Here is a 15,465-nt window from a genome sequence, read left to right on the forward strand (position 1 = left end):
TGGTTAAATTTCAATATCTTTTTTCTCGATTTTTTCATTTTTGAAGAAAATAGCAAATAATATCATAACTACAAAGGCAAAACCTGCCGGAACTATCCAAATTTGTTCCCAGTCATGGGTGCCATCCGCGTAGAGATAAAGGTCACTAATTTTTCCTGCTACCCAGAAACCAACTAGCATTCCTACGCCATAAGTAGCCAGGGTGATTAAACCTTGTGCTGCACTTTTAATTTTTGGTCCTGCTTTAGAATCGGTATAGATCTGGCCGGATACAAAGAAAAAGTCATAGCAAATTCCATGGAGCGCAATTCCTATTATTAGCATATAAACCAATTCGCCTGCATTCCCGTAGGCAAAAAGTAAATAACGAAGTACCCAGGCAAACATCCCAGCCAATAACGTAATTTTAAAACCAAATTTTTTAAAAAAGAAAGGCAGTAATAAGAGAAATAAGGCTTCAGAAATTTGGCCTATAGACATCATAAAAGTGGGATCTTCCATCCCTACTTCAGAAAGAAAAGGGTTGGCGTTTTGATAATAAAAAGCCAGTGGAATACAAATCAATACTGATGAGATAAAAAACATTAAAAAGTTTCTTCCTTTAAGAAGCGCCAATGCTTCCAGTCCTAAAATATCAGACAAAGTCACTTTCTCACCTTTGCTGCTTGGAGGCGTCTTAGGTAAGGTAAAACTAAAAAATCCTAAAATTGCAGATGCAATCGCAGACATTAAAAAGGTATATTTAAGCATTCCATCTTCCCGGGCTATTTCTGCATCCCAGCCAAATACCAAGCTAATTACCACACCGGAAACAATCCAGCCAATAGTTCCAAAGACTCTAATACTTGAAAATTGTTTAGAAGGATCTGTCATCTGATAGAAAGAAATCGAATTTACCAAAGCCAGGGTTGGCATATAAATAATCATATATCCCAAAACAAAGGGATAAAAAACGGTAAATTCATCTGCCTGGAACATCATATAGAGCAAAACTGCTCCTACTAAATGAAGGAATCCCAGGATGCGCTCGGCATTAAAAAAGCGATCGGCAATAAGACCAATTATAAAGGGAGCAATAATGGCTCCCCAGGATTGTGTAGAAAACGCCATCCCTGTTTGGGCACCGGTAGCGCTTAAATTGAGGCCTAAAAACGTTCCTAAAGTTACAAACCATCCACCCCAAATAAAAAACTGGAGGAACATCATGGTTGATAGTTGAAATCTGGTTAAACTTTTCATTATCTTTTTTAGCTTCTCTTAATTGTTATTACTGTTTAATTTGCTTCCAACTTCCATTAAAAGTTCTTTGGTGGCTAGGATACCTTCTTCTGCCGAGAGATCTTCACCTTCATATTCTACGCCGACATAACCTGTGTAACCAGCATCCTGGACTATTTTCAGAATCCTTTCATAATCAAGGGTGGTTTCTTCACCTTCTTCGTTGAATTTGTAAGACTTGGCGCTTACGGACTTTGCATAAGGCATCATCTCTTTTATTCCCTGGTATTTTGGATATTCTTCAATGCATTTTGCTTCCCATCGCTCGCCGCCTTCTCGTTTTAGACAGAAATTACCAAAATCGGGTAGTGTTCCGGCATTTTCCATATTCACTCCTTCCATTACTTCTACTAAAAGTTCAGCATTTGAAGAAAGGTAACCGTGATTTTCAACCAAAACATTTACATTTTTCTTTGCAGCATATTCGCTAAGCGCTTTTAAGCCTTTTATAGCTGAATCTTTCCATACCTGGGGATCTTCACTTCCGAACAGATTTACCCTAATTGAGTGGGCTCCCAGAAAGCTGGCGGCATCTACCCATTTTTTATGATTTTCTACTGCTTTTTGACGTTCTGCTGGATCCGGGCTTGCTAATTCTCCCTCACCATCTACCATAATTAAAACATTATCGACATTAAATTTTTCACTTTTAGCTTTTAAAGTATCCAAAACTTTTTGCATTGCTTCTTCAGGGTTTTCTGCCTCGGCAATTTGAGGAGCATAAAAAGAGCTAACATATTCAATACCTTTAAAACCCAATTCGTTTGCTTTTTCAGCGAAATCCATAGGATCCAATTCCCCAGCAAAAATGGGTTTATTAAGTGACCATTGCGCCAAGGAAATGTCGAAAAATGGTTCAGCATTTTGTTCGGTTTGTACTTGAGTGGTTTCTATACTTTCATTTTCTGATTTTTGATCCTTACAGGAATAAATTCCCAGGGATAAAAAAAGAATCAATAAATAGGATAAAATTTTGGTTGGTGTAATTTTCATGGAATGAATTTAAAAGTTACTAGGATTTGATTTTACTGATATTTTTTGGATCTTAAAAGTATACTTTTTTTTAAAGAAGCAAAATTATAACCTTAAATTTATATATTTGGAAGGATTCGATGAACTAAATTATTAATAAACTACAAGACAGTGAGCAATTTTTATGAAAATGACACTTATGATGCTATCGTCGTAGGTACAGGAATTAGCGGTGGTTGGGCCGCAAAAGAACTCAGTGAAAAAGGATTTAAAACTCTCGTTCTTGAACGTGGACGTATGGTCAAACATATTGAAGATTATCCTACAATGAACGATGATCCCTGGGATTATAAATTTAAAGGTCAGTTAACCCGAGAGGAAGAAAAACGACAACAGAAACAATCCCGTACGGGCTATACCACTAATAAAGCAAGTGCACACTGGTTTGTTGATGATATTAAGCATCCGTATAATGAAGTTAAAAGGTTTGACTGGATGCGGGGTTATCACGTTGGCGGAAGGTCTATTATGTGGGGACGTCACAGTTACCGATTGAGCAATATAGACTTCACAGCCAATAAAAATGATGGTCACGGTGTGGATTGGCCAATTAGATATAATGATATCGCCCCCTGGTATGATTATGTTGAATCTTATATAGGAGTAAGTGGAGAAAATCTGGGCTTAAAACAGTTGCCAGATGGTAAATTTCTTCCACAAATGCCACTAAACTGTGTAGAAGATCATCTTAAAAAAAGTATGGCCGAAAATTTTGACGATGGTCGGGTATTAACTGCAGGCCGGGTTGCCCATATTACCGGTGACAAGGAATTTGAAGGCCGTTCCAATTGTCAGTATAGAAACCGTTGTATTAGAGGTTGTCCTTATGGAGGGTATTTTAGCAGTAACTCCTCGACCTTACCTGCCGCTGAGCGTACAGGAAATATGACCTTAAGACCAAATTCTGTGGTTCACGAGGTCGTTTACGATCCAGAAACCAAATTGGCTACGGGGGTAAAGATTATAGATGCGGAAACTAAAGAAGAAATTGAATTTAAAGCGAATGTGATTTTCCTTTGTGCATCAGCAATAGCCTCCACAAGTATTCTTATGCAATCAAAATCTGATAGATTTGAGAACGGCATGGGGAATGATAGTGGAGAATTAGGTCACAATGTAATGGATCATCATTTTCGCGCTGGAGCTTCGGCTAAGTACGATGGATTTGAAGATAAATATTATAAGGGACGCAAACCTAATGGAATCTATTTACCTCGATTTAGAAATATAAACGGAAACGATAAACTTAATTTCGTGCGTGGTTACGGTTACCAGGGTGGTGCTGGCCGTGGAGACTGGAGCGATACTATTGCGGAAGCTTCATACGGAAAGGAACTAAAAGAGGCTATTGTAAAACCCGGAGGCTGGACAATGGGATTAATGGGCTTTGGTGAAACTTTGCCATATCACGAGAATAAAATGACCCTTGATTATGAAAAGACCGATCAGTGGGGCTTGCCAACTGTTACTTTTGATGCTGAGTTTAAAGAAAATGAACTTAAAATGAGAGAGGATATGGTAGAACAAGCAGTGGTTATGCTAGAAAAAGGTGGTTTTAAGGATATCGAGCCCTATGATTATTTAGGAGCACCTGGATTAGGTATACACGAAATGGGAACTGCCAGAATGGGTAGAGATCCAAAAACCTCAGTGTTAAATGGAAATAATCAGGTACATGCTGTTCCAAATGTATATGTTACTGATGGCTCTTTTATGACCTCTGCAGGTTGCCAGAATCCTTCGCTAACTTATATGGCCATGACTGCAAGAGCAGCAGATCACGCTTCTAAGAATTTTAAAAAATCTAAAGCTTAAAAATCACCGTTATGAATAGAAGACAGGCATTAAGAAACATAGGACTCGGAACCGGTGCCATAATTGTTGGACCGGCAACTTTAAACCTTTTACAAAGTTGTAAAAGTGAACCTACATATGATTGGCAGCCTACCTTTTTAAGTGCTTCCAATGGTTTTGCATTAAAACAGATTTTGGAGGTAATCCTTCCTAAAACCGAAACTCCCGGCGCAGATGAATTGAACATTGCTGAATTTATTGATTCTTATATGGAGCAGGTAGCTCACCCCGAAAGACAGGAGAAATTCAAGCAATCTGCCGATGCATTTTCAAGAGCTTTTAAGAAGGAATTTGACAAAGAAGAAGCTGAAGGCAGCTCGGAAGAATATGAACAAATTATAGCGAAATATTTGAAAGCCACTCCTTCTGAAAGAGGTGAGATTGCAAAACGAACGACAGAAACCCAAGATCCTCAGGATCGAGATCAAAGAATAAGTTTAGATGCTGATGCAGGTTCTCTGGCTTATCTGGAAGAAGTTCGGGATATGGGAATTTGGGCTTATAAAACAAGTGAAGAGATCGGTGAGAATGTAATGTGGTACGATCCAATTCCTGGCCAATATATACCATGTGGTCCGGTAGATGAACTCGGCGGAGGTAAAGCTATGTCGCTTTAATACTGCAAGAAAATTTTATGTAAAAAGCCTCACGATTTTAATACCGTGAGGCTTTTCTCTGACATACTATTGCTTTAGGATCACATAGGTTATTCTAATAAAGGCAGGTATATCTCAGCTTTCCATTGCTGGGGATCAGTACCTAATTGTGGGTTAGTTTGAAAAACCTCCAGGATATTCCCGGCTTCGACTTTGATATTGTTTTTTTCGGCATAATCAAGTAAATGAAACCAGGCATAATGGGAAAACATATAATTTCCGTAAAAACTGGCTTTTAAGGATTTTTTTGAAGAAATTTCTTTTATGTCAATTAGCATGTTCGTTGGATAATTTTTCCTTTTAGCGATGGGAAAGCAAAACTTAAAATCAATTTTTTTTGTGATTTTATTCCAGGATTCAATGAGTATTCTTGGCCTTCCCTTAGTTTTTAATTTATGGTCCAGAATAAAGTTGGTAAGGATGTCTATGGTTCTCATCATCTCAAAAGCTTTTTCATCTGTTTTACCCGTTGCGCTGATGCAGGCACAAGTACTTGCAGGTGAAACAGCCTTTTCTTCAATTTTAACGGTATATAATTTGAGACTCGCAGAAAGAGCTTCTTTAAAAAATTGAATTTCATTTTTCATTTCCTTTTGTAAATCATTTTGCCCCAGCAGCAATAATAAACGATCATTAAAAGAATTTTTTGTATTTATAATCCCAACTTCTACTGTGTTAACCGAATCATTTTTGGGCGAAATATGCCATTGAAGATCATAAGTTTCTTTCCTTAATTTTACCTGCTGGATGATATTGGAAAAATTAGAATTGATTTTCGTGTCATAGGCTTCCATCTTTTCAAAAATGGGGCTATCCAGCCTGTATGCTATTTCACCGGGAAGTGCTTTGGTTTCAAATGTAATGGTGTAATCGTATTTTTTTATGGGAAAATACCATAACAGAAAGAGAATAGGTACTCCAGTTAAAAAAATTAGCCAGTTTTTTTTCGACATTAATTAATAGCTGAGGGGTTGCAGGTTTAGGTTTCGAACCACATGATTTCCGATATTTTTTCCCTGTACCAAACCATTCTCCACTGCAGAACGGTAATGAATTCCACCATATAATCTGCTTACAGCGGCTTCGCTGGCTGCGTGAGAAAAAGAATTGAATGTTCTAATGGGTAAACCATATTTAACTTCCGTATCATCTTTAAAGCTAAAATTATTGCCGAATAGTTTTGTAAGTACAATAGAAGCTGCACCAGATACCACAGAATGGCCACTGGAATATTCCGGAAAAGGTGGAGTTTGTAAAACAGGTTTCCAGTTGTCGTCTACATATTTGTTAATTAATGTTTCTGGTCTCACAAGATTACTACTGTACTTTTCTTCCCAACAACTAATAAATCCATCGGCCAGGGCAATAGCGGTAGCAGTATAGGCATAGGAACTTTGCGAAAAGTTTAGATCAGCTTTTTTAGCTGCAATTTTACAAATGCCCATCCAATGACCACCCGGGGTGATTTTCTTGGTAGCGAACATCAGATGACCGCGTTGGGTAGAAACATAAGGGTTACAATCCCAGAATTGGGCAATTTTAACTTCTTCGGCCTTATCACCGGTTTCCTCCATCTGTTTTTTTATTTCATACACCTCCATTAATTCATTATGAAATGTGGTTCCTTCTGTAAGTGAAAATTCAGGATGAGGTGCTGGTTTAAATTGTGATGCAGAATCAAGAGTAAATGGCCTTATTTTTTCCCAATGTGGTTCGATCCCATCCATATAAGAAGGTGGTGTGGGTTGCCAGCGACCAGGATCGTCACTATACACGGTGTATTTAGGCATAGTCCGCGTTTCTTTATAATTATCTTTATCCATCCATTTAGACAAGTGACGCGCGACCTCCAGGCCATATTTTTTTGAGGAAACAAATTCTTCCTGGTTAATTTTTTTCCAGCTAGCATAAAGGCTATCCCGGTAGGAAGTAAGCATATCTTCAGAAAAGATCAATTTCTTTCCAATTTCCATCTGTGCAACCAGCGCTGCAACCTTAAAATTGATGTGCCTTGTAGAATCCGCTTTTGGAATTGGTTCCAGTTTTTCAAATTCAGCACTGAAATCTACTAGCTCCTTATTTTCCTGTCTCATAATTTGATAAGCAGCAAGGTTGGAATAAGCGTATATACGACTGGCAACAGGGGGTGAAAAAATATCGTGTACCATAATATCGGTAATCTTATCTACCGTTTGGTGATAATTTTTTGCTGAAACCTCAATAGGTTTTTGGTCTCCGCGACAGGAACTTAATAGAACCGAACAAATAAATAGGGTGACAAAAACTCTCATTTAATTCTTTATTTTATAAAATTCAGGTTTGCCATTATTTAGGCTTACCATAAGGTAATTAATTCCATTAAAATCGATAATATCAAGGCTTCTTATACTTTTTTGGGTAAGATTTAGTCCAAGATCAACGCCTTTAAGGATACTACCATTGTTGGTAATGATATTCCCAGCAAGTGCATCGAACCTTCCGTGGTATGGGGTAACACCAAAATAATTCCCTGCAACTAATACTTCATCCTCATTATCCTTATTAAAATCTGCCTTTAAAAATGCTAAAATAGGAGCAACCTGCAAAGAATTTTTAAAAGGCTTAAATATAAACTTACCATCCTGATTTAACAAATATCCCGAAGCCAATGTATGCACTTCCAGTAGTTTGGCATCCTCTAAAGCCTTGGTTCCGAAAATTTCCTCTACTGATTTTCCCGCGAAATCCTTATACTCTGGAAACTTCTTTCTTAAATAGGAAAGTTGTCCTACTAATTCATCCAGACCATGAACAGTATAATATTTTTTATTTTTCGCGTAGGCTACAATGGTCTCCGTACTGCTGTTTTTATCGAAATCTGAATAATACATTTTTAATGGAAATTCTTGCGAAGCCTGAAATTTACTGTTCAAACCCCAGTTGCCAAGTAAATAATCCATTTTTCCATCATTATTTATATCATAAGGGATGATACTTTGCCAAAGCCCGTTCAGCTTCTTTCCCAGTAATGTCTCTGAAATATTATTTAAATTTCCGTTATTATTAATAAAGAATTTTGGAGCCATCCATTCCCCAATTACAATAAGATCTTCCTGACCATCTGCATTAAAATCGGTCCAAACCGCATCGGTGACCATACCCACCTTATCAAGTTCGGAATTTTCCTTGATCCGGAATTTTCCATTTTCATTTAGGAGTAAGTAGGAGGAAGGGATTTTTCCAAAATCATTGGAAACTGCAGCACCTCCTACAAAAATATCCAGGTCACCATCGCCGTCAATATCGCCTGGTTTGGCTACCGAGGTGTTTTCAAAATATTTCGGTAATGCTTTAGCATTTAATTGACCATTTTCAAAAACATACATCCTGTCTAGTAAAGCATCAGCTTGTCCAAAAAATTCACCCCCTCCCGAGCTAACAAATAGTTCATTTTTAGGAGAATTATCCAAATTTGCGATAAAGGCGGAAGTATTCTCTGTTTTTTTATCTTTCTTAAGAAGTTCTAAATCTTGCGGTTTAAAATTATTTTTTTGTTGAAAAAAGATTTCTGCAGGTTGAAATTTTGAGCCTCCAAAGTAGATATCATCCAGGTCATCAGCATTTAAATCCCCCACCGCAACTGCTGGTCCACGATCTGAAATTTGATAAGGAATCAGTTTTTGACGATTAAAATCTGTATACCTGTTCTCCAGATGTCTGTAAGTAATTCCAGGTAAGGAATCAGTTTTTTCAAACCAAACCTCTGGGACTGGATAAAGCCTTTTATAGTTAATACTATCCCGGCTACTCTTTGGTCTTATCACTAAATGTTGATTTAATTCGAGTTCCGTATATTTTTGATAGGTATTATCCGGCCAGATGATCAGTAGGGAATCTAATTTTTTCTGTTTTGGAAAACCAAAATGAACAATCGCTTCAGAAGAAGACTGGAAACCTTTAGAGGTATAAAGCTGGCGGGTTTGCATTTTTCCGTCCTGCCAGGCAATGCTTTTGGTACCAATTCCAAAGGTATTCCCAGTATCTAACTCGAAAGATAATTTCAAATAGGCTGAAGTAGAATCCGACTGGTTTTCATAAATAAACGAGTTTTCATTGATATTGTTACTCACAATATCCAAATCGCCATCCATGTCTAAATCACCATATGCGATTCCAGTAGATATCACAGAATCTCTCTCGATCCATTTCCCTGATTGGTCCTTAAAATCGAGATTTTCTGCGCCTTTAAAAATATAATTGTGCACCTTTCCAGAAGGCATCATATCTAGGGCCTCATTATCTACCAAACGGGTATTGTTTATTTTTTTCTGAATCTGATTGCTGGAAACGTATTTAATATAATCCAAATCATTAGGGCGTTTAGGAATACCCGTGGCAATAAACAAATCTTGATAGCCATCCTGATTAAAATCTGCGAATAGGGGAGCCCAGCTCCAATCTGTAGCGGCTACACCACTTAAGAGACCTGCTTCCTGGAAATATTGCCCATGCTGATTTATTTGCAACATATTGCGGGTATACTGGTAATGGTATCCTAGCTGATCAGTCTTCAACTTGTCTAAATCCCTGGGATCATCACCTACAGAGGCTTTTAAAACTTTTTCATCCTGTGGGAGCATATCCAGGGTCATAATATCTATAAACCCATCGTTATTTACATCAGCGGCATCATTGCCCATAGAGAACCTGCTTACATGACCAAATTTAGATTTTAAGCTTTCGGTAAAAGTGCCGTCTCCTTTGTTTAAGTAGTAATAATCATCTTCGTGAAAATCGTTACTGACATAAATATCGGTAAATCCATCATTGTTAAAATCGGCTGTGGCAAGGCCGAGTCCATAACCATTGGCACCTCCATAAATTCCTGCTTGCTCACTGACATCAACAAAATTACCGTTATCATTTCTTAACAGTTTATCACCACTCTCTGCAACTCGATTATTTCTTATATCTGCGGGGCCATAGGTGTTGACCGTATGCACTGCGTGATTTAGAAGGTACATATCCAAATCTCCATCGTTATCAAAATCGAAAAACGCTGCTGTGGAAGAATAATTTTGGAAGTCTAATCCGAATTCTTTAGCCTTTTCCGAAAATGTACCATCCCCATTGTTGATAAATAGTTCGTTTTTGCCATTGAGTCCGTTGATTCCCACAACGGCACATATATAAATATCTAAAAAACCATCTGCGTTAACATCGGCCATAACTACACCGGTATTCCAATCTGATGTACCTGAAACTCCTGCATTTTCGGTGATATCTTCAAACCTCATGTTTCCTTTATTGAGAAAAAGTTTGTTTTCCACCTGGTTCCCCGTAAGGTAAATATCGGGTAAAGTGTCATTATTTATATCACCAACGGCAACGCCCCCACCATTGTAGTAATACAGGTAATCTAAAATATTTAAAGCTTTGGTTTCTCTAAGTTCGTTGCTAAAATTTAATCCAGTAGTTTCGGCGGGAAGTTGTTCAAAAAGATAATCTTTCCCAGTGTTTTCTTTCTCACAGGAGAACAAAAAAAGCAATAAAAGCAGTAAACTAAAGTGCTTTTTCATCAAACTTAAAGATTTTTGGTTCCTCATTATTGATCGCGACTAGAATATATATCTCCCCATTTTTATTTCTTATTTTCCGAATATACTTTACTTCTCCTTCAACAGAAAATCCGGTTTGTGCTGTAGGAAGAATTTCCATCGTTCCATTTTTCTCTACCTTTAAAACAAGTCCTTTACTTGCATCGAGACGAGAGAATTGCGGTTTTAAATTAAAATCATTTCCGGCAAGTAAAAAATAATTGCTTCCATTTTTTGTAGCTAAATGAGCAATGGCATGTATACTGGAAAGTTGTGCTTCTGCCGGGAGCTCTTTAAACTTATAATTCCCATTGGAATCGCTCAAAGCAATAAGGCTTTTAAAGTTTGTTATTTCTTTTACGATGGAATTATCAATAATTTTTTTAGAAAAAAGTTCATGTATGGATTTTGTGGCATATTCTGAAAAGCGAAGATTTTGCTTTTTAATGGCTGAAATTTGCCCGGCCAGTTCCCGTCGTAAATGAATTGGCACATCTTGACCATCTATACTTCGTGTGAAAATTTGTTCTATGGTGCCGTTATTATCAAAATCGTTAATATAAACCTTAACAGGATTATCCGCCGTAGTTTGATAAAATGAATTAGTGCCTCTATTTCCTAATATAAAATCTGGATAATCATCTTCGTTTATATTTGAAACTAATAAACTTGTCCAAGATCCAGAAATTTCATCCAGGTTACTTTTTACTAATTCAAAGGAATTCCCGTTGTTTTGCAGAATTTTTGGGGCCATCCAATCTCCCGATAAAATCAGATCCTTTGTTTTGTCGCCACTGATCGTACTCCAGGCAGCATCAGTTACCATTCCCAGGTCGTTCAGAATATATGCTTTTGCCTGGGTAACATCTTCAAAATTTCCTTTTCCATCGTTTTCCAACAATTGATGGTTCGGATTTATGCCGAAGATCCCGGGAACACTTCTGCTACCTATAAACAAATCATTATCTCCATCACTATCAAAATCATAAGGAGCAATTACTGATGTATTATGCCCCGAATTGGGTAAGGTCGTATTGGAGATCTTGAACTGACCCCTTCCTTGATTCAGATAAATTCTATTGCGAAAGGCTTCTTTATCCAGGTTCGCCTGGTTACCAGCAGAACCAACAATTAAATCTGGATCTTGATCACCATTTACATCAGCAAAAACAGCAAAAGTATCTTCAAAATGTGCATCCCTGTTAAAGATATCGAGCTTTTTTTCGGTGAATTTTCCTGAATTGCTTTGGAGATAAAGAACACCGGCCTGGCCTTTTGCGCCGCCTAAATAGAAATCTTCATTTCCATCCCCATTTATGTCGGCTATGGCCAATGCCGGACCTTCCTGAGATAACATTTTTGGAACTAGACCTTCATAATCATAATCGATGTAGTTGTTTTCTTTATGTGATCTAAAGTCCGCATTGTGCTCATAAAATATGGGCTGAATTTGTTTCTGTTGTGGATTATAGCTTTCGCTAGCCTGCGCCTGGTCGAATGCTAAAGTGGTATTGACCTCAGGGTTTTTAACAAGTTGGGTGGAACTATCGGGCCATATGATTCGAAGGGAATCTACTTTTTTGGCTTTTCCAAGGCCGAAAGTAAGCTTGTAATCTATAGAAGATTGGAAACCTCGGGTGGGAATTAATTCCTGAGCCATCACTTGATTTCCGAAATACAGAAGCGCTTTGCTACCGATGGCAAAAGTATTTTTTCCTTGGCCTTTAAAAGATAATTTTAAATAGTTGTGATCTAATTTTTCCGATGTTTTGTTTTTATATATAAAAACTTCTTGATTTACATTATTTACCACCAGGTCTAAATCTCCATCATTATCTAAATCGGCATAAGCCGATCCATTAGAAAAACTTGGTTCATCTAAGCCCCATTCTGTGGTTTTATTATCAAAGGTTAGATCCCCATTGTTTTTAAAGGCGTAATTTGGAATGGGATTACTTGGCATTTTATTTAAAATCGAATCAAATTCCTTTTTCTTTCCCGTAAGTACCATTTCCTGGAGTATTTCATTGGCAAAGAAATCCATAAAATCCTGGTTGGTTAGATCGTGGTAGATGCCATTGCTTACATAAATATCTTTGAATCCATCATTATCCATATCAAAGATAAGAGCTCCCCAACTCCAATCTGTTTGTGCCACCCCACTGTGAAATGCAATCTCAGAAAACTTATTGTTTCCCCTATTGAGCTGCAGGGTGTTTTGCATAAACTGATGATAGAAATCCCTGCTTTCTTTTAACTTATAAATGTCGAATCGTTCGAAACTGGTTGTTTCCTTAAGACGTTTATCACTTTCAGGGAGCATATCGGTTACAAAAATCTCGGGCTTGGCATCGTTATTAATATCAGCCATATCAGCACCCATAGAAGAAAGGCTTAAATGTGAAAGCCGGTTCTTAATATCTTCCTTAAAAGTACCATCCCCGTTATTAATATAAAGATAATCCCGTTCGTAGAAATCGTTGGATATGTATAGATCAGGTAACTGGTCGTTATTAACATCGCCTACGGTAACTCCTAGCCCGAAGCCTATGAGACTTCCATAGATTCCGGCTTCCTGGCTAACATCGATAAATTTTCCATTGTCGTTGCGCAATAATTTATCACCTCCACCTTTGAAAATTTCAGGCAAGTCCCAATCCTTACCCCTGAGATCCCTTTTGTTTTCAAAACTCAGACTGGAAACCGGAATAAAACTGTTGTTAAGGATATAGGCGTCGAGATCGCCATCAATATCATAATCAAAGAAAGCAGCATGGGTGGTGAACCCATTTTCATCTAAATTATAAGCAGCGGCGTTTTGTGTAAATGTTAGATCCCCATTATTGATAAAAAGTTCATTTCTTCTATCTGCTCCTTCTATATTTCCGGCATTGCTCACATAAATGTCCAAATAACCATCGTGGTTGATATCTACCAGGCTAACACCAGTACTCCAATTTTTGGTTCCTGCCGTGCCAGAACTTTTAGTGATGTCTTCAAATTTGAAGTTTCCTTTATTGAGGTAGAGTTTATTTCTCCCTAGATTGGAAGTTAAATAAATATCGGGCAGACCATCATTATTAATGTCACCGATACCTACTCCGGCACCATTATAAAAATTCCGGTATTTAAAAATGTTGAATTTTTTAGTATTGGAAATGGTGTTTTCAAAGTCGATTCCTGTTTGATTGGAAGACATTTTGGAAAACAAGGCATTTTCATTTTGAATTTCTTCCTGAATCCTATCCTCCTTTTTGTCATTTGTACATGAGATAAATAATAACTTGAAAAGGATTAAACTGAAAACGAGTTGGTAAGGGTAGGGCTTATTGATTTTCATCGAGGAAAAACAGGATTTAATATTGGAATATATGCTTAGCAATTTAAGCAAAAATTAAGAAGCGTCTAAGTTTAGAAATAGAAAAGAGACTAAAAATACTATACATTTTTAGTCTCTTTTTTAAAATCAATTCAGTTACTAATACCCTTCGTTTTGAACTAAATTAGGGTTAGAAGTTAAGGCTGTGGCTGGAATTGGGAACAATACTCTAAAAGCTTCGGTATTATCCTTAAAAGCCCAGGTTCCAGTATAGGTACCAAATCTTATTTGATCCTGACGTCTTGTAAATTCAATATAGAGTTCTCTTCCTCGCTCATCTAAAAGATCCTGATCGGTTAAACCATCTAATGGAGTTGCGCCTCTTATTTCACGCAAATCGTTCACCAGGCCTAAAGCAGTTTCGCTTGATGTCCCTCCTCTATGAATAGCTTCTGCTTTCATTAAAAGAGCATCTGCATATCTAAATACCACTAGGTTTGGAGGAAAGGCACCATCGGAAGGATGGTATTTTAAAACTCTTATTCCTGTTCTCTCATTATTACCCACCAAACCAGGTAATTCCTTTGTAAAGATTAATGGGTTACCGGTTCTATCGGTCAATTCAGATCCATCCATAGCGTATTGCTGGTTTATTAGAAAACCATAACCTATATAGGAACCATCTTCCATTCCATCTTCATCGGCATCAAGTTCTCCTGCACTGGCGGTATTCCCTGAAAGAGGCACAAAACCTCTGCGCTCCTCCTGGCCTGATCCCGGCACATTGATTTGAGGATCTCCTTCAAAAAGATCATAAAATTCAGCTAGAGTAGAAAAACCATTCCATCCCCCGGCTGTATTGCCCGGCGTACCCTGGTTATAATGTAATGTACTCCACATACGAGTATCAGCTCCATAATTTGTTCTAAAAATAATTTCGGTATCAGATACATCTACTGAGGGTTCAAAGATCTCAAAGAAACCGCTTTGTAAAGCAAAACCATCTTCAGCAATTGCATCGACGTGATTTACTACTTGGGTCATATCTTCTGGTGCAGCAGTGCCAGTACCTGTGAAAATATGTTTGTTGAGGTACATTTTTGCTAGTAAGAAGTGAGCCAAAGCTTTTGAAGCCCTATCGGTATCTGCACCCGGCCCTGAGGTAGGAAGATCTGGTAAAGCTTCCTGAAGATCAGTCAAAGCGAAGTTGAAGGCCTCTGTTCTATTCATTACACTAGGACTCACACTAGGTCCTTCATCTACTCCCCTAAAGGGTACCTGGCCGAAAAGGTCAATAATCCAGAACATACTAAAGGCTCGTAAAGTTTTAGCTTCAGCAATTTGTTGTGGCGTGGCCGAGGGGGTTTCGATAATTTCTGTCAGTGAGTATACGCTGGAATTAAAATTATTCCAAGTGTTTAACACAAAACGGTGAGTTGCATCCCAGGTGTGCTGGTGCAAGGTTCTCCAGACTCCATTATCACCCCAGTCCGTTCCCCTGGTGGGAACAACAAGTTCATCTGATGTAACTTCCTGCAGGGCATATAAATTTTCCTGCGTTTGTAAATGTGATTGTATCGCGTTATATGCGTTGTCAAGTGAGCTTTCTACATTGCTTACACCGGTAAATTCTCCTGAACCGGCCTCTCTAGATACCGAATCAGTATCTTCCAGTTCCAAATCGGTACAGGCAACGATACTGAGAATTCCCAGGCTGGCTAACGTTAATCTAAAAATATTTCTTTTCATA

The 15,465-nt window shown here is 37.8% G+C and carries 9 protein-coding genes; 2 read left to right on the forward strand and 7 right to left on the reverse strand.

The window, feature by feature from the left end; translation table 11 throughout:
• Nucleotides 1-3 precede the first annotated feature (3 nt).
• A complete protein-coding gene (locus DET49_RS14525) occupies nt 4-1,239 on the reverse strand; it encodes a nucleoside permease (RefSeq protein WP_133548945.1) in 1,236 nt (411 codons plus the stop codon).
• A gap of 18 nt (nt 1,240-1,257) precedes the next feature.
• Nucleotides 1,258-2,271, reverse strand: a complete 1,014-nt coding sequence (locus DET49_RS14530) for a sugar phosphate isomerase/epimerase family protein (RefSeq protein ID WP_133548947.1) — start codon at nt 2,269-2,271, stop codon at nt 1,258-1,260.
• 150 nt (nt 2,272-2,421) lie between these two features.
• Here DET49_RS14530 and DET49_RS14535 point away from each other — a divergent pair, with 150 nt between their 5' ends.
• Nucleotides 2,422-4,125, forward strand: a complete 1,704-nt coding sequence (locus tag DET49_RS14535) for a GMC oxidoreductase (protein WP_133548949.1) — start codon at nt 2,422-2,424, stop codon at nt 4,123-4,125.
• Between the two features lie 11 nt (nt 4,126-4,136).
• Nucleotides 4,137-4,781 (forward strand): gluconate 2-dehydrogenase subunit 3 family protein, encoded by a 645-nt coding sequence (locus DET49_RS14540; RefSeq protein ID WP_133548951.1) that lies wholly within the window; start codon nt 4,137-4,139, stop codon nt 4,779-4,781.
• A gap of 89 nt (nt 4,782-4,870) precedes the next feature.
• On the opposite strand, the gene DET49_RS14545 is transcribed toward DET49_RS14540, so the two are convergent.
• The 5 genes from DET49_RS14545 to DET49_RS14565 form a co-directional block, all read right to left on the reverse strand.
• Nucleotides 4,871-5,773, reverse strand: a complete 903-nt coding sequence (locus DET49_RS14545) for a GyrI-like domain-containing protein (protein WP_133548953.1) — start codon at nt 5,771-5,773, stop codon at nt 4,871-4,873.
• A 3-nt stretch (nt 5,774-5,776) separates the two neighbouring features.
• The gene (locus DET49_RS14550) at nt 5,777-7,111 is read right to left on the reverse strand and encodes a vanadium-dependent haloperoxidase (protein ID WP_133548955.1); all 1,335 of its coding nucleotides are present in this window, start codon (nt 7,109-7,111) and stop codon (nt 5,777-5,779) included.
• Complete coding sequence (locus tag DET49_RS14555) at nt 7,112-10,378, reverse strand: VCBS repeat-containing protein (RefSeq protein ID WP_133548957.1); 3,267 nt, start codon at nt 10,376-10,378, stop codon at nt 7,112-7,114.
• Entirely contained in the window at nt 10,362-13,736 is a 3,375-nt protein-coding gene (locus tag DET49_RS14560; protein ID WP_133548959.1) for a VCBS repeat-containing protein, read from the reverse strand. Before DET49_RS14560 ends, DET49_RS14555 begins: the two co-directional genes overlap by 17 nt.
• A gap of 138 nt (nt 13,737-13,874) precedes the next feature.
• Entirely contained in the window at nt 13,875-15,464 is a 1,590-nt protein-coding gene (locus DET49_RS14565; RefSeq protein ID WP_133548961.1) for a RagB/SusD family nutrient uptake outer membrane protein, read from the reverse strand.
• Between the last annotated feature and the right edge of the window lies 1 nt (nt 15,465).

This window comes from Salegentibacter sp. 24 (genome assembly GCF_004362395.1).
Classification (GTDB): domain Bacteria; phylum Bacteroidota; class Bacteroidia; order Flavobacteriales; family Flavobacteriaceae; genus Salegentibacter.

Excerpts from the sequence above, each read along its gene's own strand:
- DET49_RS14525 (WP_133548945.1), bottom strand. The coding sequence starts at position 1,239 with ATGAAAAGTTTAACCAGATTTCAACTATCAACCATGATGTTCCTCCAG.
- DET49_RS14530 (WP_133548947.1), bottom strand. The coding sequence starts at position 2,271 with ATGAAAATTACACCAACCAAAATTTTATCCTATTTATTGATTCTTTTT.
- DET49_RS14540 (WP_133548951.1), top strand. The coding sequence starts at position 4,137 with ATGAATAGAAGACAGGCATTAAGAAACATAGGACTCGGAACCGGTGCC.
- DET49_RS14545 (WP_133548953.1), bottom strand. The coding sequence starts at position 5,773 with ATGTCGAAAAAAAACTGGCTAATTTTTTTAACTGGAGTACCTATTCTC.
- DET49_RS14550 (WP_133548955.1), bottom strand. The coding sequence starts at position 7,111 with ATGAGAGTTTTTGTCACCCTATTTATTTGTTCGGTTCTATTAAGTTCC.
- DET49_RS14555 (WP_133548957.1), bottom strand. The coding sequence starts at position 10,378 with ATGAAAAAGCACTTTAGTTTACTGCTTTTATTGCTTTTTTTGTTCTCC.
- DET49_RS14560 (WP_133548959.1), bottom strand. The coding sequence starts at position 13,736 with ATGAAAATCAATAAGCCCTACCCTTACCAACTCGTTTTCAGTTTAATC.
- DET49_RS14565 (WP_133548961.1), bottom strand. The coding sequence starts at position 15,464 with ATGAAAAGAAATATTTTTAGATTAACGTTAGCCAGCCTGGGAATTCTC.